This window comes from Nocardia thraciensis (assembly GCF_054782435.1).
Map to the genome: position 1 here is coordinate 102,571 of NZ_BAAGSM010000033.1, position 21,461 is coordinate 124,031.

The following is a 21,461-nucleotide window of genomic DNA, read 5'->3' on the forward strand; positions in this document are numbered from 1 at the left end:
GCTCCGCGCGCAGCAGGGGTGAGACAGGGGTGTCGATCGAAGCGCGCGTCCGGGGAGCTTCCGACGTTTTTATCCTGATGACGATGGGAACAACCGAAAATGATTCTGCGCAAGTTCACCGCTGCGGCGATACCGGTGATCATGGGGGCAGCCGTTGGGGGCGGCGCCGCCCACGCAGCACCCGCCACACTCGAGGTGCGGTACGAAACCGCCTTGGCGGGCAATACCGTTCACACCACACTGCACGGCGGATTCTTCCAAGTGGCGGGCGATGAGCGCACGGTGGACATCAAGTCCGCCGCGGGTGAGACGCTGGTCACGCTCCCGCTGTCGTTCCGGCAGGACGGCCTGGAATACCCCCTGCCGCACCAGGTGCGCGCGGACGGACGGGTACTGGAACTGACGGCGGTCAAGGAGGTGGCCGCGGCCCGCCCGATGCAGGTCACGCCGGTGGCATCGCTGGAGGAGAACCAGCGCGCTATGGAAGCGTTCGGGTCCCAATTCGGACTCGCCACCGCGATCGGCGGATTCATCGGCACCGCCCTCGGCGCGCTGGTCGGGCTCACCGGCATAGTCGCCGGGCCGGGGGTCGTTGCCAGCGTCATCGCAGGGGCCGCGATCGGCGGCATCATCGGCACCCTGGTCGTCGGCGGCCCGGCCTTGATCATCGCCGGGATCGACCTGACCAACACACTGTCCGCCCCGCCCGGCACGACCAAGTGGATGGACACCACCGGCCGCTGAGCCCCTCCGCGGCCGCATCCCGAGCTATCCGGTTTCCGGGTCGGAACGGGGTGCGGCTGCTCAGCGCACCACACATCCCGAAACCGGCGGCACCCCCGCGAATCGGTCGGAAAGGAAATTCATCCCGCCGAACGCCTCACCGATGGCCGCGCCGTTGTGCGACGGGAACGGTGAATGAACGGCGGTGAGCGTGGCGCCCCGGGCGCAGTAGCTCGCGACCAGTGCACTGAAACCGGCGACGGGGATCACGTCGTCGGTGACGCCGTGGTAGAGGTACAGCGGCGCGTCGGGTACCGAGCCGCCGAGTTCGTGCGGATCGGCCGTGGCCCGAAATGCCGGATGCGCCAGCAGGTTCGGGACCGTGGAGAGGTCGTCCACGCGCGCGCCCGCGTACTTCGGGACAAGGTCGGATCCGCAGGCCGCGGCATTGTCCGCCAGGAGTGCCCGCCCGCGGTCGTTCAGCAGTTCGAGCAGCCCGGAGTCGGGGTTGTTGCGGGCCAACGCGATCAGGATCAGGACGGCCAGCCCCGCCTGCACGCCGCCGTCGACGCGCTGCGCTATCGCCGGGATGTCCGCCGGGACGCCACCGGCGCTGATCCCCGAGAACCACACGTCCGGGGCGTATTTCGCGCGCAACTGTGCGGCCCACAGCGTGGCGAACGCGCCACCCGAATATCCCCATGCCCCGACGGGACCGCCGCCCGCACCGGCGGGTGGGAACGATCGCGCGGCCCGAATCCCGTCCAGCACGGCGCGCCCGGCGGTCACGCCGTCGAAGAATCGCGACTGCGGCCCTTCGTAATCGGAGACCACCACCGCCCAGCCGCGCCGCAGCGCCTCCATCAGGAACGGCACGTCCAGCATGGTGTTCACGACGCCGAAATCCCGTGCGCCGCGCAAGGCGAACGACGGCGCGCACCGGGTACCCAGACTGTCCTCGGGCACCTGATACGACAGCAGTGGCCGCGGGCCCGCCCAAGGCACGGGCGGCACGAGCACCGTGGCAACGTCGAGCAGCGGGCCGTCGGTGGAATCGGTGGTGCGATACCGCAACTGCCACGCCGACACCGGAACCGGCAGATCGAACAGCGGGATGGCGCGGGCGCCGAGTACCGCCCCGTTGGGTTGCGCCGCGAGATCGGCGGGCGCCGCGTAGAACGGATCGTTGTCGGGGATCGGAATATCCGCCCGCGCAACGGGTGCCGACAACAAGGCCGACAGTGCGGTCACAGCGACAGCGAGCACCGCCGTCCAGCCACGACGAGCGGAGCGTTGCCGCGACGCCGCGCCGACAGTCGGTGAACTTCTCGATATCCGCCACGGCACACCGAAACCTACCGCGCGGCAAACTATTTCCTGAAACGTCATCGACGTGCGCCCGGTTCTCATCGTGCCTCCGCGTCACCCAACCGACGCGCGGGGACACCGGCGACGGATCCGCGCCGACCGCTCCACATCATCGGGCCCACTACCGTAACCCCGGCAAACATGCAGGTCAACGACCATTGCCGCACTGTGTCCCAAGTGGGACACCGACACCCGTTCCGTAACCGCACCCACCCCCGGACGCAGATCGCCCACGGCCGCCCGCGCACCCGTGTCGCCGACGCACCGGCCGCGGGTGTGCTGGTTACGCTCGGCGGGTGAAGATATCGGCGCGGGAACTGCTCGGCGAACTGCTGGACGGCGGGTCGTTCGTCGGCTGGGATCGGCCGCCGGTCGAGGTCGACGCGAGCCCGCGGTACCGGGCGGACCTGCGGGCGGCGGCCGAGCGTGCCGGTACCGACGAGTCCGTGCTGACCGGGGAGGGGAGGCTGCGGGGGCGGCGGGTGGCCGTGATCGCCTGCGAATTCGGCTTTCTCGCGGGGTCGGTCGGGGTTGCCGCGGCCGAACGCATCGTGACGGCGGTCGAGCGGGCCACCGCGCTCGGGCTGCCGCTGCTGGCCTCGCCGACCTCGGGCGGCACGCGGATGCAGGAGGGCACCGTCGCCTTCGTGCAGATGGTCAAGATCGCGGGGGCGGTCGCGGCACACAAGTCGGCCGGGCACCCGTACCTGGTGTATCTGCGCGACCCGACGATGGGCGGCGTCTTCGCGTCGTGGGGTTCGCTGGGCCACATGACATTCGCCGAACCGGGTGCCCTGATCGGCTTCCTCGGTCCGCGGGTCTACGAGGCCCTGTACGGACAACCTTTTCCGGAAGGCGTGCAGACCGCGGAGAACCTATACCGAAACGGAGTAATCGACGGCGTGGTCCCCGTTCGGGTGTTCCGCCGCATCGCCCACCGCGTACTCAACGTCACCACCGGCGGGCTCGGCACGGGGTTCGATGACGGTACGAATCGAATCCGTGGCGATCGACCCGAACAGCCCGGCGCGGAGCCGGGTGGTGCACGTGGCTTCGAATCGCCTTCCGGTGCGGAACAGAGTGCCCCACAACGTGACTCGGGCATCGAGGCGACGTGGCAGGCGGTCACGATCTCGCGCCGTCCCGAGCGCCCGGGCATCCGGCAGTTGCTGCGGCACGCCACCGATCGGGTGCCGCTCAGCGGGACGGGGCAGGGCGAATCGGACCGGACCGTCGTACACGCGCTGGCAAGGCTGCGTGGGCAACCCTGCGTGATCTTCGGCCACGACCGGGCCGGGCAGACCGGCGAGAACACCATGGGACCGGCCGCCCTGCGGGAGGCGCGGCGCAGCATGCATCTCGCGGCGGAGCTGCGACTGCCGCTGGTCCTGGTCATCGACACCGCAGGCGCCGCCCTGTCGCGCGAGGCCGAGGAACGCGGCCTGGCCCCCGAAATAGCCCGCTGCATAGCCGATCTCGTCACCCTTGAGACGCCCACCATCTCGGTGCTGCTAGGCCAGGGCAGCGGCGGCGGCGCCCTGGCGCTGCTCCCGGCCGACCGCGTATTGGCCGCCCGGCACTCCTGGCTGGCGCCGTTGCCCCCGGAGGGCGCCAGCGCGATCGTCCACCGCGACACCGCCCACGCCCCGGAACTGGCTGCGGAACAGCGCATCAGCGCCACCGACCTACTGGCGGACGGCATCGCCGACCGAATAGTCCCCGAACACCCCGACGCCGCAGCCGAACCCGTCGACTTCGCCCGCCGCATGATAACCACCCTGGCCGACGAACTGGCCACCCTACGATCCCTCCCCCGACACGAATTACGAATCACCCGCCAAACCCGCTATCGACGCCTCGGCCTACCGAAAGACGCCGCGCCCCAATAACACCGCAACAAAAGCCCGCTTCACAGCATCCACTCCGGCACACTCCACACCTACCCCCGGCCCGATCCACCACATCCACCCCAGCGCGATTGACCACGTCTAATCCCGGCGCGATCCACTACGTCTATCCCGGCGTGCTTTTGGCCGGGATCCACTCCCGGACGTCATGGATTCCGGCCAAGAGCGCGCCGGAATGACGAGATGTAGCGCACCGGAACGACGAGAAGTAGCGCACCGGAACGACGAGAAGTAGCGCACCGGAACGGCAAGAAGTAGCGCACCGGAACGGGGGTGGGCGGCGCGACGGAATGGGATGGGTGCGGGGCGGATGTCAGGGCTCCGGGTCAGGGTCGGGCTGGGTCCAGCCGAGGATCAGGCCCGGGGCGCAGCCACCGGCCAGCAGGGCGGCGAGCGCCATGGCGCCGCCGGCGTAGGCCGTGCGGAACGCCTCGGCCTCCGGAAACACCGCACCCGCGGCGATCAGGTACAGCAGCGGCACGAGGGTGAGCGACTGCGTCAGGGTGAGCCCGATCGAGCGGGCCGTATTGCGCTGGGCGATCTCGAATTCGTCCAGCGTCGGCGTCGGCGCGCTGTCCTGCCGCTGCGAGACGATCCGCAGCATGGTCCATGCCGGAAGGAAGACCACCGCGGCGGGCAACCAGATCAGCGGCGCCCACCGCAGGTCGAACGCGCACAGCACCCCGACCACGAACAGCACCGCGACGGACGCGGCCACCGCGACCACCAGCGCCCGCCGCCGCGCGCGGCTGCGCCAGCCCGGCAGCATTCCGGAGGTCCGCTCGTCGTAGACCAGCCAGCGGCGGACCCGGTAGTCCTGATAGCGGTCGAGCAGGGTATTCGCCGGAGACGTCATGGCTGTCCTTTCGCGCGTTGGTAGACCTCGGCCGAGAGCGGGGTGAACTCGCTGCGCGAGAACACCGCCTCGACGGGGAGCCCGAACACCTCGCAGATCCGCAGCGCCAGGTCGAGGCTCGGATAGTGGTCGCCGCGCTCGAGCGCGCCGATCGTCTGAACATTGACGTTCACCGCCTCGGCCAGCGCGGCCCGGCTCATCCGATGCTCGGCCCGCAACACCGCGATCCGGTTGTAGATCGGGAGGGTTTCACCCCTTCTCACTGGACTCACACAACAGAGTGTTGTAAAAACCCAACACATTGTCAAGCGCTCTCGAACACGCTCGGAGGGTTCGTTGACGGGTCGGCAAACCGCTTCTACGGTCGGAACGGTGACCTTTCGCAGCGAGACCAGCGCAGTACCGTCGATCGTGCTGAACGACGGGAACGTGATCCCGAAGCTCGGTTTCGGTGTGTTCCAGGTGGCCGAGACGGAGGCATTCGACGCGGTGACGACGGCCCTGGAAGTCGGGTACCGCAGCATCGACACCGCCATGGTCTACGGCAACGAGGTCGAGGTGGGCCGAGCCATCCGGGAGTCCGGGCTGCCGCGTGACGAGGTCTTCCTCACCACCAAGCTGTGGAATTCCGACCAGGGCTACGACTCGACGCTGCGCGCGTTCGACGCCAGCATGGAGCGCCTGGGCCTGGACTATCTGGACCTCTATCTGATCCACTGGCCGGTCGCGGGGGCCGACCGATTCGTCGACACCTTCCGGGCGTTCCAGGCGCTGAAGTCCCAGGGCCGGGTCGGCTCCATCGGGGTGTCCAACTTCCACCGCGATCACCTGCAGCGGGTGATCGCCGAGACCGGCGAGACCCCGGCGGTCAACCAGATCGAGCTACATCCCAGCCTGGCCCAGCCGGAGCTGCGCGCCTTCCACGCCGAACACGGCATCGCCACCGAGGCGTGGAGCCCGCTCGGCCAGGGCGCCGAACTGAAGGATCCGACGATTGCCCAGGTCGCCTCCGAGGTCGGCCGCTCCCCCGCCCAGGTGATCATCCGCTGGCACCTGCAGCTGGGCAATGTGGTCATCCCGAAGTCGGTCACACCGGCCCGCATCCAGGAGAACTTCGAAGTCTTCTCCTTCGAGCTGACCACCGAGCAGATGCAGGTCATCACGGCCCTCGACACCGCCACCCGCGTCGGCCCCGACCCGGACGTCTTCGCCGCCGGGTTGGAGGACTGAGCAGGCCGTACGGGTTGGAGCACCGAGCAGGCCGCCAGGTTGGAGGACTAAGCCGGCCGTCAGGTTGCAGGACTAAGCCGCCCGCCAGGTTGCAGGGACTGAGCAGGCCGTCAGGTTGCAGAACTAAGCCGGCCGCCAAGTTGCAGGACTAAGCCCCGCCGGCCTGGCTTACTCTCCCGCACCCCGCACTGATCGCCGCACCCGCTGCAAGCGATGCGCGGGGTGCGTGCGCATGTGCGGGGTGCGTCATCGAGGGCTGGTGGTGAGGTCCAGGTGGGTGGTGAGTTCGGTGGCGGCGGCGCGGCCCGCGCGGTTGGCGCCGATGGTGCTGGCTGAGGGGCCGTAGCCGAGCAGGTGGATGCGGGGGTCGGCGGCCACCTGGGTGGCGAGGCGGCCGGTCATGGTGATGCCGCCGCCGGGGCCGCGCAGGCGCAGGGGCGCGAGGTGGTCGAGGGCGCTGCGAAAACCGGTGGCCCACAGGATGATCTGGGCGGCCTGGAAGCGGCCGTCGACCCAGCGGACGCCCTCGGGCTCGATCCGCTGGAACATCGGATGCCAGTCCAGGGCGCCTCTGGCACGCGCGGCCCGAACCCGATCGTCGACGGGCAGCCCGGTCACCGACACCACCGACCGCGGCGGCAACCCGCGCCGCACCCGGTCCTCCACCGTCGCCACGGCCAGTCGGCCCGCCTCCGGCGTGAACGGCCCCTCCCGCCACCGCGGCTCGGTCCGCGACACCCAGGTCGTGGTCGTCACCCGCGAGATCTCATCGAGCAGCTGCACCGCCGAAACCCCGGCCCCGACCACGACGACGTGTTTGCCCGCGAACTCGTCAGCGGTGCGATAGTCGTGCGCATGCAGTTGCCGTCCCGCGAATGTCTCCGCACCGCGGTAGTACGGGATGAACGGCTTCTCCCAGGTCCCCGTGGCGTTGATGATCCCACGTGCCCGCACGATCGAACTCGGCGAACCACCCGGCCCCGAGTCGGCGCCCGACCCCGCCACTCCCCCGGGGCCGATCCGTGCACCCGAGCCCGAACCCCCTGCCGCACCGGACAATTCACCCCCGGCACCAGGCAGCCCGTCGACTCGTGCCGTCTCGGTCTCGGCGTGCAACAGCCCGTCCACCGCCTGGTCGGGGCAGGTGGAGGCGGTGGCGCGGTCGCACACCACCCGGACCGACATCGGCCGATGGACCCGCAGGTCGAAGCGCTTCTCGTACAGGTCGAAATAGTGCGGGACCGCGGTGGCGGCCTGCGCGTTCTCCGAACCCTCCGGCAACGTCTCGGCAAACGACAACCCGGGCAGATCGTGCACCCGGTTCACCGTACTCAGCGTCAGCGACAACCAGCGGAACTGCCAGGCCCCGCCCGGCCCCGGTGCGTGATCGAGAATGAGGAAGTCCTGCTCGGGCCGCAATCCGAGCCGCCGCAGGTGGTAACCCGCCGATAATCCGGCCTGTCCGGCGCCGATCACCAGGATCTCGAAATCGGGTGCGGTCACCGCCGCCACGGTACGCGGGGTGCGTCGAGTGCGGGCACTCAACCTCGAGCCGCATACAGTGAAGGTATCCAGGGACCGTACGGACGGGGAGGTCAGATGCTCGGAGTCAGTCGCGATGGCGACGTGGTCACCATCGAACTGCAGCGCCCGGAGCGCCGCAACGCCCTCAACGACGAGTTGGTAGGGCAGCTGCGCGAGGCCGTGACGACCGCTGCGGCCGACGCCCGGGTCATCGTCCTCACCGGCCAGGGCTCGATCTTCAGCGCGGGCGCGGATCTGTCCGGCGTGTACTCGCGGACCTTCCTGGACGCGCTGATGGAGATGCTGCGCATCCTCGAGACCGTGCCGGTGCCGGTGATCGCCGCGATCGAGGGCGGCGCCCTCGGCGCGGGCGTGCAGCTCGCGCTGGCCTCGGATCTGCGGGTCATGAGCCCCGACTCCTACGTCGCGATCCCGGCCGCGAAACTCGGCATCTCCGTGGACCGCTGGACGATTCGGCGGCTGGTGTCGCTGATCGGCGGCGGTCCCGCACGCACCATGCTGCTGGGCGCCGAGCCCGTAACCGCTTCGGACGCATACACGTTCGGCTTCGCCAACCGGATCGGCACGCTCGCCGACGCGCAGGCGTGGGCGAAGTCGATCGCCGAACTGGCCCCGCTGTCGCTGCGGCACATGAAACTGGTGTTCAACGACGACGGCACCCGCGACGAGGACACTCCCGAACAGCGAGAGGCCTTGGAGACGGCGTGGCATAGCGACGACGCCAAGGAGGCGCGACTGGCCCGGGAACAGAAGCGCGCGGCGAAGTTCGTGGGGCACTGATGGATACGAACCTCCTCCGCACCGCCGCACGCCGGGCCGCCCTGGGCGCCGCCGGAGCCGTTGGCCTGACCTGGGCACTGCGCGCGGCCCGCGGACTGCCGGAGGCGATGGGCGCGTCGGTGACCGCGATCGCACCGCTGGCGGCCAGGTCGGCGAGCTACCGCAACCGGCAGTTCCACAACACCGAGCCGAGTACCCAGTTCGCACCGGGATCCGGTCTGTCGCTGTTGTTCTCGGCCCTTACCCGCAACGGAGTGGGACGCCCCGTGGGCGAGATCCCGCTCGCCACACCGGATATTCCGCCGCAGGCGGGCGAGCTGGCGGTCACCTGGCTCGGGCACGCCTCGGCACTGCTGGAGATCGACGGGTACCGGGTGCTCACCGATCCGGTATGGAGCGAACGGGTTTCGCCGTCGCCGACCATCGGTCCCGTCCGCCTGCACCCGACGCCGATTCCGCTGGACGAGTTGCCCCCGGTCGATGCGATCGTCATCTCGCACGACCACTACGACCATCTGGACCGAGATACGGTGCGCGCCTTGACCGCCGCGCAGGAGGCGCCGTTCGTCGTGCCGATCGGCATCGGGGCGCATCTGCGCAAGTGGCGGGTGCCCGAGCGCCGGATCATCGAATTGGATTGGGGCACTTCGGTTTCCCTACCTGACCAGGGTGACGAACGTGGCGGTGACCTGGTGATCACCTGCGCCGAGGCCCGGCACTTCTCCGGCCGGGGGCTGGTCCGCAACACGACCCTGTGGGCCTCGTGGGTGATCGCGGGACCGGCGCGTCGCGTTTACTTCGGCGGCGATACCGGGTACACCAAGGCGTTCGCGGAGATCGGCGCGACGCTGGGCCCGTTCGATCTGACCCTGCTGCCGATCGGCGCGTACGACGTGCACTGGCCGGATGTTCACATGAATCCGGAGGAGGCGGTGCGTGCCCATGCCGACGTGTGTGTCGGCAACCCGCGGCACGGGCTGCTGATCCCGATCCATTGGGCGACGTTCAACCTGGCCTTCCACGGCTGGTCGGAGCCGGTTCAGCGGCTGGTGGCGGCGGCCCGGGCCGCGGGAACACCGGTGGCCGTCCCGCTGCCCGGCCAGCGGATCGATGCGAATGCGGTATCGCCGCAGGTCTCGTGGTGGGAGGATGTGCGTTAGGGCGGCGGCGTGCGCGACCCGTCGCCGGTGATCCAGCCGAAGACCGATGAGTTAGGAGTAGGACCGATGAGTCTGATGGACACGCTCAAGGGCTTGGTCGGCAAGGGTAGAGAGGCGGCCGCCGAGAACGCCGAGAAGATTCACGGCGCGGTGGACAAGGCCGGATCCTTCATCGACGAGAAGACCGGAGGCAAGTACTCCGACAAGATCGAGAAGGGCACCGAGAAGGTCAAGGGCGCCATTCCCGAGCAGGACCAGGCGCCCGGTGGCCAGGGCGAGGCGACGCCGCCGCCCGCGCCCCCGGCGCCGGAACCCGCCCCGGCACCGGAACCGCCGATCGATCCGGACAAGCCCAAGGGCTGACCGATCGCTGCGACGGGCCGTTCGGCGTCTCGATGCCGGGACGCGAGCGGCCCGTCGCCGTCTCCGCGGCGGCTATCTGTCGGTATGGGCCTCTAGACTTCGAATATGGTGTCCCGCCGCCGGTTCGGGAGTATCGAGGTTGAGCTGAGCAACCTCGACAAGGTGCTGTACCCGGCCACCGGCACCACCAAGGGCGAGGTCATCGACTATTTCACCGCCATCGCCCCCGCCCTGCTCCCGCATATCGCGGGCCGTCCGGTCACCCGTAAGCGCTGGCCCAACGGCGTCGACGAGTCGTCGTTCTTCGAGAAGAATCTGGCCACGCACGCACCCAGGTGGATCCAGCGGCACACGGTCGAGCATTCCGACCGCCGCGTGACCTACCCGGTCATCGACTCGGTGGCAGGGATGGCTTGGCTGGGGCAGCAGGCGTCGCTGGAAATCCATGTGCCGCAATGGCGTTTCGTCGACGGCGAGCGCGGCCCGGTCACCCGGCTGGTCTTCGATCTGGATCCCGGCCCCGGCGTGGAGCTGGCGGATTGCGCCCAGGTGGCGCTGTGGATCCGCGATACCGTGCGCGATGCCGGTCTGGACGCCTACCCGGTGACCAGCGGCAGCAAGGGCGTACACGTCTACGTCCCGCTGGATCGGGAGCTGAGCCCCGGCGGCGCGTCCACGGTGGCCAAGCAGGTGGCCACCGGCCTGGAGAAGCTGCACCCGGAGCTGGTCACGGCCACCATGGCCAAGGCGGCCCGAACGGGCAAGATCTTCCTGGACTGGAGCCAGAACAACCCGTCCAAGACGACCATCGCACCGTATTCGCTGCGCGGCCGCACCTATCCGACGGTCGCGGCACCGCGCACCTGGGAGGAGATCGAGGACCGGAAACGCCTGCGGCACTTGACCTTCGACGAGGTGCTGGCCCGCTGGCGCGAACACGGCGACGTGCTGTCCGGGCTCGACCCCCCGCTCGGCGAACAAACGCCCGACCCGCTGACAACCTACCGCTCGATGCGTGACGCGGCCCGCACCCCCGAACCGGTCCCCGCCGGGCCCCCGGCCGAGAGCACGGGCGACCGCTTCGTGATCCAGGAGCACCACGCCCGGCGGCTGCACTGGGACGTCCGGCTCGAACGCGGCGGGGTGCTGGTGTCGTGGGCGGTACCGAAGGGGCCGCCCACCTCCCCGAGCGAGAATCGCTTGGCCGTGCACACCGAGGACCATCCGCTCGAGTACTTGGAGTTCCACGGCTCCATCCCGAAGGGCGAATACGGCGCCGGTGAGATGACGATCTGGGATTCGGGCACCTACGAGACCGAGAAGTGGCGCGAGGACGAGGTGATCGTGCGCCTGCACGGCGCGCGGGTCGAGGGCCGCTTCGCCTTCATCCAGACCAACGGCAATCAGTGGCTGATGCACCTGATGAAGTCGGAAGCCCCTGCGGAGCAACCGATTTCGAGCCGCAAGTCCGCACGACCCGCGGAGTTCCCGCACGGCCTGACCCCGATGCTCGCCACCACCGGAGATGTCTCCACGCTCGACGGCGAGGAGTGGGTATTCGAGACCAAGTGGGACGGTTTCCGCCTGATCGCGGAGATCGAGGGCGGCACGGTCACACTGCGCAGCCGCGCCGGAAATACGGTCACCGGCCGCTACCCGCGCCTGGCCGCCCTGGGCCGTGAGCTGGCGGGCCACGATGTGGTGCTCGACGGCGAGGCGGTGGTCTTCGACGATCACGGCGTCGCGAATCTGGGCCTGCTGCAGGCCGACGCGGCGCGCGCGGTGTTCGTCGCATTCGACGTGTTGTATCTGGATGGCACGTCGCTGGTGCGCAAGCGCTTCTCCGACCGCCGCCGCGTACTCGAGGCGCTGGCCGGGCGGGCGCCGTCGCTGGTGGTGCCGCCGCAGCTCGACGGCCCGGGAGCTCAGGCGCTGCACTACAGCCAGGAGCACGACATGGAGGGCGTCGTCGCCAAGCGCAAGGATTCGGTGTATCTGCCGGGACGGCGTGGGCAGGCGTGGGTCAAGACCCGCAACTGGCGCACCCAGCAGGTGGTCATCGGCGGCTATCGGCGCAGCGACGCACGACAGTTCGCGTCGCTGCTGGTCGGCGTCCATCACGAGGGGCGGCTGTTCTACGTGGGCCGGGTCGGCACCGGTTTCAGCGAACAGGAGATGGCCGAGCTGTCCACGCAGCTACGCCGCCTGGAGCGCAAGACCAGCCCGTTCGAGAACGACCTCACCCCGGAGGAGCGCAAGGACGCGGTCTGGACCTCGCCGAAGGTCGTCGGCACCGTCCGCTACATGAACTGGACCGAATCCGGCCGCATGTGGCACCCGGCCTGGATCCCGGCCACCGACTGAGACGCCGGACCGACGGGCCTACTCGCCGCGCTCCAGCAGCGGCACGATCGTGTCGATATCCGTCACGACCGCGTTGCCCTGGAAGGCGAAGTCGTCGAGCGCGCGGGCCATGGCCTCGTTGTCCTTGCCGCCGCAGGCGTCCTGGATGACCACCGGTACGAAGCCGAGGTCGGTGGAGTGGGTGACGGTGGGCGCCACGCCGATCTCCAGCGCCACACCCACGATCGCGTAGGACACGATGCCGAGGTCGCGCAGCACCGCGGCCAGCGGCGTGCCCTCGAACGCCGACATCGAGGTCTTGTCGAATACGGTCTCCCCCGGCCCGGGCTGCAACTGTGGCACCAGCTGGAAGCCCGCGGTATCGCGCTGCAGGATCGGTTTCAGATCCTCCACCGAATCCACGCCCTGCCAGGCCATCGCCAGCCGCAGGGCGTACACCCCGCTCAGTCGGGGCGGTAGGAACATGTGCCGCAGGAAGATCACGGGATAGCCGCCGCGACGGGCCGCCTGGACCACGCGTTCCACCCGGGCGATGATCTCCTCGCCGTCGTCGAGTTGCGACAGCACACCGACCTGCATGTCGTAGACGATGACCGCCATCCGCCGGGGCGAGCAGAGTTCGCCGAGGTTCTCCGGAATATCCAAGCCGTTCCCCAGCCGCACCGCGCTTCTCCTTCTGCCACAACCCTTTCGGAGCAACCCTACCGGGAATCCGATACGGCGCAGCGACTTACGGCGTAACCATGGTTCGCCAAGCCCTCACATGGGCATGACGACATGGCGATGTGTCGTCGCACCGGAAGCGATCGCCGCCCGGTTGTTCCGTGCCCGCTGCGGCCGAAAATCCGCAGCGAACACTGAACAACGGGCGGCGAGGCGACCACATCGACCGAGGTAATCCACCGCAGTGCCGGAACCCGCTGCGGTGCACTACAACTCAGGCCCGCTGCGCGGGCTAGTACCCCTGCACGACCTTGCGTAGCGCGTACTCGGTGACCGAGACCAGAGCCTGCTTCACCGGCTCGCGCCTGCGGGCGTCGATCGACATGATCGGCACGTCCGCGGGCACCGCCAGCGCCTGCCGGATGTCTTCCAGGGGGTACCGCGGCGCGTCGTCGAACTCGTTGATGGCCACCAGGAATGGCAGGCTGCGCGCCTCGAAGTAGTCCACCGCGGCGAAGCTGTCCTCCAGTCGGCGGGTGTCGACCAGCACCACGGCGCCGATGGCGCCGCGGATCAGGTCATCCCACATGAACCAGAAGCGGTACTGGCCCGGCGTGCCGAACAGGTACAGCACGAGGTCGTCGGCGAGGCTGATCCTGCCGAAGTCCATCGCCACCGTGGTGGTGTTCTTCGTCGGCACGGCGGCCAGGCTGTCGACGCCGACACTGGCATTGGTCACCAATGCCTCGGTGCGTAGCGGAACGATCTCCGATACGGCACCGACCAAGGTCGTCTTTCCCACACCGAAGCCACCCGCGACCACGATCTTCGCCGAGGTGGGCTTACTGGTTCGCGTATCGACCTGGGCCGTCGAATCAAATACGCCGGAGTCCACTGAGAACCCTTTCGATCAGCTCGCGACGTTCATCGTCGCTCGAATCGTCTTTCAAAGTCGCCGAAACCCGCACATGACCGGCCTCGATGAGGTCGGCCACGAGCACTCGGGCCACCCCGATCGGAATACCCAGTCGGGCGGCCAATTCTGCGACAGACGGCGATTCTCTGCACAACTCCACGATTGACGTCTCGATGTTGGTGAGCTCGAACTGCCGCTCTAGGGCGACCGGATGCGATGCGACGAGCGCCTCCAACGCCAACTCGACCGTCGGCCGCGTACGACCGGCGGTCAGTGAGTACGGGCGAACGAGGCTGGGCTCGGCACTCCCCATGCGCTGGTTGTCTATGTCCATCCCACCATCAGGAACCCATCGTGACGCGAGGTGTGGCCTGAACTGTCTGGCCCACGCGCTCGACCAGCAAGGCCATCTCGTATCCCACTTGTCCGATATCGCAGGACGTATTCGTGAGGACCGCCAGATAGGAGCCGTCGCCGACCGCCATCAGCAATAGGTAGCCGTGCTCCATCTCGACTACCGACTGCAGTACCGTGCCGCCTTCGAACAGGTTCGACACACCGACCGAGAGGCTGGCGAGCCCCGCGGTCACTGCAGACAGCTGTTCGGCACGGTCTACGGGCAACTGAGCGCTCGCGGCCATCAACAGACCGTCCGCCGAAACCAGCACGGCATGAGCGACGCCCGGAACCTCGTTGGCGAAGTTCGAAACCAGCCAATCCAGCTGACGGTTCGTACCACCTAGATCGGGGTTCATCGGTCTCCTTTATCTCCGGTTAGGTTCATTGCTCTCATTGCGCGGCCATCCCGAACGCCTTGCTGGTGACGACTCAGACTTGACCTGATGGATTCTGCGTCACGACTCGGTGTGCGATCGGCCTTTCCGATGACACCGCCGGGAACCAGCCGATTACCCGGATCGCGTTGCGGCAATCCCGCTGCCGTCCGCTTTTCCGGCTCGGCCTCCACGGCCCGGCGGGCGGCTTGCCAGCCTTCGTCACCCGGTGATTCGAAGGAGGCGGCCACCTGGGACCGGTCCGAATTCGGATCCGACAGCCACGCCGACATCATCTCGGCGAAAATCGGCGTGCCGCCCATCACCGAATCGGTGTCGTCCGCGGGCTGCAGCCGGGTCTGGAAGAACGAGGCGGTCTTCTCCGGATTCGACTTGAAGCTGTGGCGGCCCGGCTCGCGCACCTCGCCGGAGCCCGAGTCCGCGGACTTGTCGCCCTCGGCATGCGACGGTTCCCGTTGCGGCAGGCTCAGTCCCGGAGTCGGGGCCGGACGCGGCGGCAGGCCCGCACCAGGTTGGCGCTGCGGCAGGTTGAGCCCGCTCGACGCCGCCGCCGACCCCGGCGAGCGCTGCGGCAGACCATTGCGCCCGGACTCACGCTGGGGCAGACCACCACTCGACTCACGGTGAGGCAAACCACCAGCCGAATCACGCTGCGGCAAACCACCACTCGACTCACGGTGAGGCAAACCACCAGCGGAATCACGCTGCGGCAAACCACTCGACTCACGCTGGGTGGACTCGCGCTGGGGCAAGCCACCACTCGACTCACGCTGGGGCAGACCACCACTCGACTCGCGCTGGGGAAGACCACCACTGGACTCGCGCTGGGGCAGACCACCGCTGGACTCGCGCTGGGGAAGATCACTGCCGCCCGCATTCCGCTGCGGCAGGCCGTTGCCGCCGGGCTGCCGCGACGGCAGGCCGGGGCGACCCGAATCCCGTTGCGGCAGGCCGTTCGCGGCCGATTCGCGCTGCGGCACTCCGGGGGCACCGGGTTCGCGCGGCGGCACCCCGGCCGCGCCGGACTCGCGTCGCGGCAGGTTCGGTGCGGACCGCTCGGGCGGGGCGCCTTCGGGAGGCGGCGACGCGGGTGAGCGCTGCGGGAGACCGGTCGCACCCGAACCCCGCTGCGGCAGACCACCACCGCGCTGCGGCAGGTCGCCCCCGCGCTGCGGCAGACCGCCACCCGGCTCGCGCGGCGGCGGGCCGCCACCCTCGCGCGGCGGCGCGCCCTCACGCGGCGGCAGCCCGCCACCGGCCTGGCGCTGCGGCAGCCCCGTCAGCCCGGAGGGCCGGGCGGGCTGCTGCCCACCGGGGCCGGGCGCCCGCTTGAGCATGTTCGCGGCCAGTCCGGCCTGCGGCTGCGCGGAGCCACCGCGCTGCGGCAGGTTCGCACCGGGCTGCGCCGCCGGTGCCTGCGGGCCCTTCGCGCCCGGTTCCCGCTGCGGGAGACCGGTCTTCGCGGCGTCGGCGGGGCGGCCGTCGGGCCCGGCCACGTTCTGGCGGACGGTAGGGCCGTTCGCGCCGGGCTGACGCTTGGGCAACCCGGGCGCCGAGGTGCCGGGGCTGCGCTGCGGCAGCGCGCCGTTCGGCGCGGCGGTGCCGTTCACCGGGGCGCCGTTGGCGGCCGCCGGACGTTCCCGATCGGCCCCGGGACGGTCGGCCCCGCGGTCGGCGCCGGCCGGAATCGGCCCGCTCCCACCGGGATCCACGGTGACCATCATGTTGCCGCTCGGCGTGCGGGTGACCCCGCGCATCTGCATCGACGACGGCGCCTGCCGCTGCGGCGCGGGAGCCTGCGGCGTGGGCTGCTGCGCCGGGATCTGCACCCCGACGCCGCCGGGCGTCACGATGAGCGGCTTGGGCACGTGCACCGTGACCGTCACGCCCGGATCCCGGGCGGTGTCGAAGGTGGGCCGCAGCCGCACGGTGAGCCCGTGCCGCTCGGCCAGGCGACCGACCACGAACAGGCCCATGTGGCGCGCGGTGTCGGGACCGACCTCGGCGACGTTCTCCAGGCGGCGGTTGATCTCCGCCATCTCCGCGGGCGGCATGCCGATACCACGGTCGGCGACCTCGATCAGCAGGCCCTGATCATGCGCCTGCGCGAAGGTGAACTTGACGTCGGTCTCCGGCGGCGAGGCACGCAGCGCGTTGTCGAGCAGCTCGGCGAACAGGTGTGCCAGGTCGGAGGCGGCCGGTTCGGTGATGGCGCCGCGCGGGGTGGCGCCGAGCTTCACCCGCTCGTAGTCCTCGACCTCGGAGATGGCCGCACGCAGCACGTCGGCGATCTCGACGGGCGCCGTCTTGCCGCGGCGCTGTTTCGGCGTACCGGCCAGAATCAGCAGGTTGTCGCCGTTTCGGCGCATGCGGGCGGCGAGATGGTCCAGCCGGAACAGGTTCTCCAGCAGCCGCGGGTCCTTCTCGTCGTACTCCATCGCCTCGATGAGCGAGAGCTGATGGTCGACCAGAGATTTCGACCGCCGCGCCAGGGTCTCGAACATGTCGTTGACCTGGGTACGCATCGCGGCCTGATCGGCGGCCAGGCGCAACGCCTGCCCGTGAATGTCGTCCACGGCACGGGCGAGCTGGCCGACCTCCTCCTCGGTGTGCACCGGCATCGGCTCCAGCGGCACGTCCTCCGGGCTGGCGCCGTCGCGCAGCCGCGACACCTCGTGTCCGAGGTCGTGCTCGGCGACGCGCAGCGCGGCCAGGCGCAGCTTGCGCAGCGGGACGATCATCGAGCGCGCGATGAGCACCGCGAGCACGAGGGCCGCGAGGATGGTGGCGATCACGATCACCGCGTACCGGATGGCGCCGGTGCGGGCGTCGTCGGCCAGCCCCTTCACCTGCGCGTCGATCTCGGTGGTCGATTGGCCCACGATCTTCGTGTAGTCGGACAGACTGTCCAGTACCGATTGCCGCAGGTCCTGGATCGGGATCTGGCCCGCCGCCGCCTGTGGCCCGGTGACCAGCTGCAGACGAGTGTTGACCAACTGGCTCAGGTTGGCGATGGTCGGGTCACCGTCCGGGAAGCGATTGGTGAGAATGCTCAGCATCTGCCGCTCGGTATTGGCGGCGATCTGCATGTCGCGCAACCCGTCCTTGGGGTTGCCGCGCAGCGCGACGGCCATACCGGCGGCCTCGGAGACCATCACCGCACGGGTGTTCAGCGAGTCGACCAGGCGCAGCTTCGCCGCCTCGACCCCGGGATCGGAGATCGTCTGCACGATCGCCTCCACCGTGCGGACGCTGTTCAGGCGGATCGTCTCTTCCTGGTTCAGGGCTTCCTCGACCGTGGGGGTCGGCGCCTTGCCGCCCTGGCGAACCGCCTTCGCCCCGTTGATCATTCCGTCGATGGCGGCCCGCCCGCCGGGCACCCCGTCCAGTCGCGGCGCCGCCTTCTCGGCGGATGCGATGGCGTTGTCGAGCTGTGTCAGGTCGGCGTCCTGCACCAGCGACTGGCCGGGGCCGATCATGACCATCTGCTCACCGGAGACGACGGCCGCCGCGGCGCTCAGGCCGGTGACCGCCGGGATGGTCTGCACGTGCTTGACCGCGGTGTCCAGTTCACTGGAGTCGCTGAACTGGGCCGCGATCCTGGAAGCACCGAGCACCACCGCGACGAGGAGGGGGACGGCGAGGACCGCCGTGACCTTCCAACGCAGGTCCCAGTTACCAAGCGCCCAACGCTTCCTACCGGACCTAGCGGCGTCACGCATCTCCACTCACTTTCCAAACTGGCCCCGGCCATGCGCCACCAGCGAGCCTCCCACGATCTCGCGCTGGGCTCGACAGACGGAGCTGGCCGAGAGCTGCGGCTGGCCGAGAAATTGCGTCCATGACGGCCGACATATGTGGCATGCGATTCTAACGGATCAATAACTTCTTGTGTGACCTGTTGGCAACGTCCAGCCGTTGACCTGCCTATTCCAGACAAAATCAAAGGTCGCGGCGCCCGCCCGGACGTCGCGTGAAGTCTGCCACAATCGGGCTGATCTATCGAGGCGGGCATCGATGCGAAGCAGGGAGTCACACGGTTGAACGCGAAGCAGGAGTACCGGCCCACCTACCAGACCAGCCTGGTCGATCCCGCCGACTTCTGGCGTACCGCCGCAGAGGCCATCAGCTGGGATGTTGCACCCACACAGATCCTCGACAGCACCGCCCGCCCGACGGCTCGCTGGTTTCCCGATGCTCGCCTCAACACCTCCTACAACGCACTGGACCGGCATGTGCGCGAACTCACACCGGAAGCGGGCTCGACGGGCTCCGAATCGACGGATTCCGAACTCCCGCCGCCCGGCGGTCGCGCGCACCAACCCGCCCTAATATACGACTCCGCTATGACGGGCGCCACAGTCGTCTACACCTACGCCGAGTTGCTGGACGAGGTCGCCCACTTCGCCGGCGCGATGCTGCGGCTGGGGGTGCGCACCGGCGATCGCGTCGTCATCTATATGCCGATGATCCCGGAATCCGTGATCGCCATGCTGGCCTGCGCCCGGATCGGCGCGGTGCACTCGGTCGTGTTCGGCGGGTTCGCCGCACACGAGCTGGCCGCCCGTATCGACGATGCCGAGCCGGTGCTGATCATCACCGCCTCGGGTGGCCTGGAGCCCGGTAAGCGCATCGAGTATCCGCCGATCGTGCTGCAGGCACTGGACCAGGTCGAGCGCGCCTCCCCCCGGAACGTCGTGGTCAAGCAGCGCAACGGCTTTCCGACCATCCGGTTCGCCGCGCCGCAGCCCGCCACCGAGCACCTGCCCGGCTCCTCGGAGACGGTTGCCGCGCAATGGCTGGACTGGGAGGACATGGTGCGCGACGCCGAACCGGCCGAGCCGGTCTCGGTCGCGGCGACCGATCCGCTGTACATCCTCTACACCTCCGGGACCACCGGAAAGCCGAAGGGCGTGGTGCGCGACAACGGCGGCCATGCCGTCGCGCTGTCGTGGTCGATGCGCAATATCTACGACGTCCGGCCCGGCCAGGTGATGCTGACGACCTCCGATATCGGCTGGGTGGTCGGGCATTCCTACATCGTCTACGCGCCGCTGCTGGTCGGCGCCACCACGGTGCTGTACGAGGGCAAACCGGTCGGTACGCCCGACGCTGGAACCTACTGGCGCCTGGTCGACCGCTACGACGTCGACGTCATGTTCACGGCGCCGACCGCGCTGCGGGCGATCCGGCGCGCCGATCCCGAGGCCGCGATCGCCAAGCGCAACGACCTGTCGACGCTGCGGGCGCTGTTCTGCGCCGGTGAGCGGCTGGACCCCGCCACCTTCGAGTGGACCCGCGACACGCTGCTCGCCGACCAGCCCGGGTGCCCCGTGGTGGACCACTGGTGGCAGACCGAGACAGGCTGGCCCATCTGCGCGGATCCATTGGGGCTGCAGGAACTTCCCGTCAAGCCCGGTTCCGCCTCCGTGCCGGTGCCGGGCTACCGGATCCGGGTGCTCGACTACGAGGGCGACGCGGTCGCGGCGGGCACCGAGGGCAACATCGTGATCGGGCTGCCGCTGCCACCGGGCACGCTGACCGCCCTCTGGGGCGACGACGACAGATTCGTCCGCTCCTACCTGTCCGCCTTCCCGGGCCACTACCTGACCGGCGACTCCGGATTCTTCGACGAGGACGGTTACCTGTTCGTCCTCGGCCGCAGCGACGACGTGATCAATATGGCCGGGCACCGGCTGTCGGCGGGCGGCATCGAGGCCGCGGTCGCCGGGCATCCCGCGGTGGCCGAATGCGCGGTGATCGGCGTCCCCGACGAGCTGAAGGGCCAGCGGCCGATCGCCTACGTGGTGCTGAAGGCGGGCCGGGGCGGCGGGCCGGGCGAGGACAGGTCGGCGATCGACCTGGCTCGGCTGCGCGCCGAGGTGATCGAGCGGGTGCGCGAGCAGATCGGCGCCATCGCCACCCTGCACGACGTGACCGTGGTCGCGGCGCTGCCGAAGACCCGGTCCGGAAAGATCCTGCGGCGCAGCATCCGCCAGATCGCGTCGGGCGAGAGCCCGGAGATGCCCGCCACCATCGAGGATCCGTCGGTATTGGTCGCGCTCGAGGATCAGATCCTCGCCAGCCGGGCCGCCGAGCAGCGGGGTGGCGAGACCGTCCCCGAGCCGGACGCCAACGATTCGACCGACACCCCGGCCGACGGTCACACCGCCGTTCGGTGACGGCCCTCACAGATTTCTCAGTGTCGGCTTATCCGACGATCAGAACCCGGCCCTAGCGTCGAAGCGTCCGTCGCACTCGGCGGTCGAGTTCCGACCCGAAAGGCCTCACCATGACCTCGTTACGTGCCCGCCTCACCGGCGCCGTCCTGACCGTCGGCGGCCTCGCTACGGGCGCCGCCCTGCTCGTCCCCGGCACCGCCTCCGCGGACCCGACCCAGATGCTCGCCCCCCTGCTGAACTCGGACTGCACCTTCGCGCAGGTCGACGCCGCACTGCACGACAAGAACCCGCAGCTGGCCCAGCAGCTCGATGCCAACCCGCAGCAGAAGGCGGTGCTGCAGCAGACCTTCGACAAGCCGGTCGAACAGCGCCGCGCCGAGGTGCAGCAGTACTTGAACGAGCACCCGGAGGCGGCCCAGCAGGCGGAGACCGATCCGCGCGCCGCCGGTGCCAGCCAGACCATCCAGGCCGTGGCCGATTCTTGCCACAACTACTGACCGCCCCGCCGTCCCCGGCACGCTCCGCCACTGTCATCCCGGAATGACGGTGGGGGAACATGGCCCGCCCTGCGCGTTGCGCGGGCGGGCCGGACCCTCTTGTCCAGGCAGAA

The 21,461-nt window shown here is 69.4% G+C and carries 17 protein-coding genes and 1 pseudogene; 9 read left to right on the forward strand and 9 right to left on the reverse strand.

Annotated features, from left to right (window positions below; translation table 11 throughout):
• The first annotated feature begins 99 nt into the window (after positions 1–99).
• Positions 100–744 (forward strand): ammonium transporter, encoded by a 645-nt coding sequence (locus tag ACYVLQ_RS21600; RefSeq protein ID WP_460699326.1) that lies wholly within the window; start codon positions 100–102, stop codon positions 742–744.
• 60 nt (positions 745–804) lie between these two features.
• Here ACYVLQ_RS21600 and ACYVLQ_RS21605 read toward each other — a convergent pair whose 3' ends face one another.
• A complete protein-coding gene (locus ACYVLQ_RS21605) occupies positions 805–1,974 on the reverse strand; it encodes a lipase family protein (protein ID WP_460699327.1) in 1,170 nt (389 codons plus the stop codon).
• Positions 1,975–2,387: 413 nt separating this feature from the next.
• Here ACYVLQ_RS21605 and ACYVLQ_RS21610 point away from each other — a divergent pair, with 413 nt between their 5' ends.
• A complete protein-coding gene (locus tag ACYVLQ_RS21610; RefSeq protein WP_460699328.1) occupies positions 2,388–3,980 on the forward strand; it encodes a carboxyl transferase domain-containing protein in 1,593 nt (530 codons plus the stop codon).
• A gap of 331 nt (positions 3,981–4,311) precedes the next feature.
• Here ACYVLQ_RS21610 and ACYVLQ_RS21615 read toward each other — a convergent pair whose 3' ends face one another.
• Positions 4,312–4,854 (reverse strand): hypothetical protein, encoded by a 543-nt coding sequence (locus tag ACYVLQ_RS21615; RefSeq protein WP_460699329.1) that lies wholly within the window; start codon positions 4,852–4,854, stop codon positions 4,312–4,314.
• Entirely contained in the window at positions 4,851–5,126 is a 276-nt protein-coding gene (locus ACYVLQ_RS21620; RefSeq protein ID WP_084520457.1) for a helix-turn-helix transcriptional regulator, read from the reverse strand. Before ACYVLQ_RS21620 ends, ACYVLQ_RS21615 begins: the two co-directional genes overlap by 4 nt.
• A 100-nt stretch (positions 5,127–5,226) precedes the next feature.
• Between ACYVLQ_RS21620 and ACYVLQ_RS21625 the strand changes: the two genes are divergently transcribed.
• On the forward strand, positions 5,227–6,084 hold the full coding sequence (locus ACYVLQ_RS21625; protein WP_460699330.1) for an aldo/keto reductase: 858 nt from the start codon (positions 5,227–5,229) through the stop codon (positions 6,082–6,084).
• Between the two features lie 246 nt (positions 6,085–6,330).
• Here the strand turns inward: ACYVLQ_RS21625 and ACYVLQ_RS21630 are convergent, their stop codons facing one another.
• Positions 6,331–7,587 carry an NAD(P)-binding domain-containing protein gene (locus ACYVLQ_RS21630; protein WP_460699331.1) on the reverse strand — a complete coding sequence of 419 codons (1,257 nt, stop codon included), beginning with the start codon at positions 7,585–7,587 and terminating at the stop codon, positions 6,331–6,333.
• Positions 7,588–7,683: 96 nt separating this feature from the next.
• On the opposite strand from ACYVLQ_RS21630, the gene ACYVLQ_RS21635 reads away from it, so the two are divergent.
• From ACYVLQ_RS21635 to ACYVLQ_RS21650, 4 genes are all read left to right on the forward strand, one after another.
• Positions 7,684–8,409 (forward strand): enoyl-CoA hydratase, encoded by a 726-nt coding sequence (locus ACYVLQ_RS21635; protein WP_460699332.1) that lies wholly within the window; start codon positions 7,684–7,686, stop codon positions 8,407–8,409.
• Positions 8,409–9,569 carry an MBL fold metallo-hydrolase gene (locus ACYVLQ_RS21640; protein WP_460699333.1) on the forward strand — a complete coding sequence of 387 codons (1,161 nt, stop codon included), beginning with the start codon at positions 8,409–8,411 and terminating at the stop codon, positions 9,567–9,569. The genes ACYVLQ_RS21635 and ACYVLQ_RS21640 overlap by 1 nt, the downstream gene beginning before the upstream one ends.
• A gap of 66 nt (positions 9,570–9,635) precedes the next feature.
• Positions 9,636–9,932 carry an antitoxin gene (locus tag ACYVLQ_RS21645; RefSeq protein WP_460699334.1) on the forward strand — a complete coding sequence of 99 codons (297 nt, stop codon included), beginning with the start codon at positions 9,636–9,638 and terminating at the stop codon, positions 9,930–9,932.
• A 105-nt stretch (positions 9,933–10,037) separates the two neighbouring features.
• Positions 10,038–12,296, forward strand: a complete 2,259-nt coding sequence (locus tag ACYVLQ_RS21650; RefSeq protein WP_460699335.1) for an ATP-dependent DNA ligase — start codon at positions 10,038–10,040, stop codon at positions 12,294–12,296.
• Between the two features lie 18 nt (positions 12,297–12,314).
• On the opposite strand, the gene ACYVLQ_RS21655 is transcribed toward ACYVLQ_RS21650, so the two are convergent.
• The 5 genes and pseudogenes from ACYVLQ_RS21655 to ACYVLQ_RS21675 all read right to left on the reverse strand — a co-directional run.
• Positions 12,315–12,959, reverse strand: a complete 645-nt coding sequence (locus ACYVLQ_RS21655; protein WP_460699336.1) for a cysteine hydrolase family protein — start codon at positions 12,957–12,959, stop codon at positions 12,315–12,317.
• Positions 12,960–13,251: 292 nt separating this feature from the next.
• Positions 13,252–13,854 (reverse strand): GTP-binding protein, encoded by a 603-nt coding sequence (locus tag ACYVLQ_RS21660; RefSeq protein WP_174556957.1) that lies wholly within the window; start codon positions 13,852–13,854, stop codon positions 13,252–13,254.
• Positions 13,835–14,209, reverse strand: a complete 375-nt coding sequence (locus ACYVLQ_RS21665) for a DUF742 domain-containing protein (protein ID WP_024800684.1) — start codon at positions 14,207–14,209, stop codon at positions 13,835–13,837. The genes ACYVLQ_RS21660 and ACYVLQ_RS21665 overlap by 20 nt, the downstream gene beginning before the upstream one ends.
• Positions 14,210–14,216: 7 nt before the next feature.
• The gene (locus ACYVLQ_RS21670) at positions 14,217–14,630 is read right to left on the reverse strand and encodes a roadblock/LC7 domain-containing protein (RefSeq protein WP_011207200.1); all 414 of its coding nucleotides are present in this window, start codon (positions 14,628–14,630) and stop codon (positions 14,217–14,219) included.
• A gap of 1,907 nt (positions 14,631–16,537) precedes the next feature.
• A pseudogene (locus tag ACYVLQ_RS21675) lies at positions 16,538–18,391 on the reverse strand (sensor histidine kinase); the annotation flags it as partial.
• Between the two features lie 318 nt (positions 18,392–18,709).
• Here ACYVLQ_RS21675 and ACYVLQ_RS21680 point away from each other — a divergent pair.
• Both ACYVLQ_RS21680 and ACYVLQ_RS21685 read left to right on the forward strand, forming a co-directional pair.
• Positions 18,710–20,851: an AMP-binding protein gene (locus ACYVLQ_RS21680; protein WP_460699337.1), complete on the forward strand. Its 2,142-nt coding sequence runs from the start codon at positions 18,710–18,712 to the stop codon at positions 20,849–20,851.
• A gap of 110 nt (positions 20,852–20,961) precedes the next feature.
• Positions 20,962–21,348 (forward strand): hemophore-related protein, encoded by a 387-nt coding sequence (locus tag ACYVLQ_RS21685; RefSeq protein ID WP_460699338.1) that lies wholly within the window; start codon positions 20,962–20,964, stop codon positions 21,346–21,348.
• Positions 21,349–21,461 lie beyond the last annotated feature (113 nt).

Excerpts from the sequence above, each read along its gene's own strand:
- ACYVLQ_RS21635 (WP_460699332.1), top strand. The coding sequence starts at position 7,684 with ATGCTCGGAGTCAGTCGCGATGGCGACGTGGTCACCATCGAACTGCAG.
- ACYVLQ_RS21645 (WP_460699334.1), top strand. The coding sequence starts at position 9,636 with ATGAGTCTGATGGACACGCTCAAGGGCTTGGTCGGCAAGGGTAGAGAG.
- ACYVLQ_RS21665 (WP_024800684.1), bottom strand. The coding sequence starts at position 14,209 with ATGGACATAGACAACCAGCGCATGGGGAGTGCCGAGCCCAGCCTCGTT.
- ACYVLQ_RS21615 (WP_460699329.1), bottom strand. The coding sequence starts at position 4,854 with ATGACGTCTCCGGCGAATACCCTGCTCGACCGCTATCAGGACTACCGG.
- ACYVLQ_RS21640 (WP_460699333.1), top strand. The coding sequence starts at position 8,409 with ATGGATACGAACCTCCTCCGCACCGCCGCACGCCGGGCCGCCCTGGGC.
- ACYVLQ_RS21685 (WP_460699338.1), top strand. The coding sequence starts at position 20,962 with ATGACCTCGTTACGTGCCCGCCTCACCGGCGCCGTCCTGACCGTCGGC.
- ACYVLQ_RS21650 (WP_460699335.1), top strand. The coding sequence starts at position 10,038 with ATGGTGTCCCGCCGCCGGTTCGGGAGTATCGAGGTTGAGCTGAGCAAC.
- ACYVLQ_RS21600 (WP_460699326.1), top strand. The coding sequence starts at position 100 with ATGATTCTGCGCAAGTTCACCGCTGCGGCGATACCGGTGATCATGGGG.
- ACYVLQ_RS21670 (WP_011207200.1), bottom strand. The coding sequence starts at position 14,630 with ATGAACCCCGATCTAGGTGGTACGAACCGTCAGCTGGATTGGCTGGTT.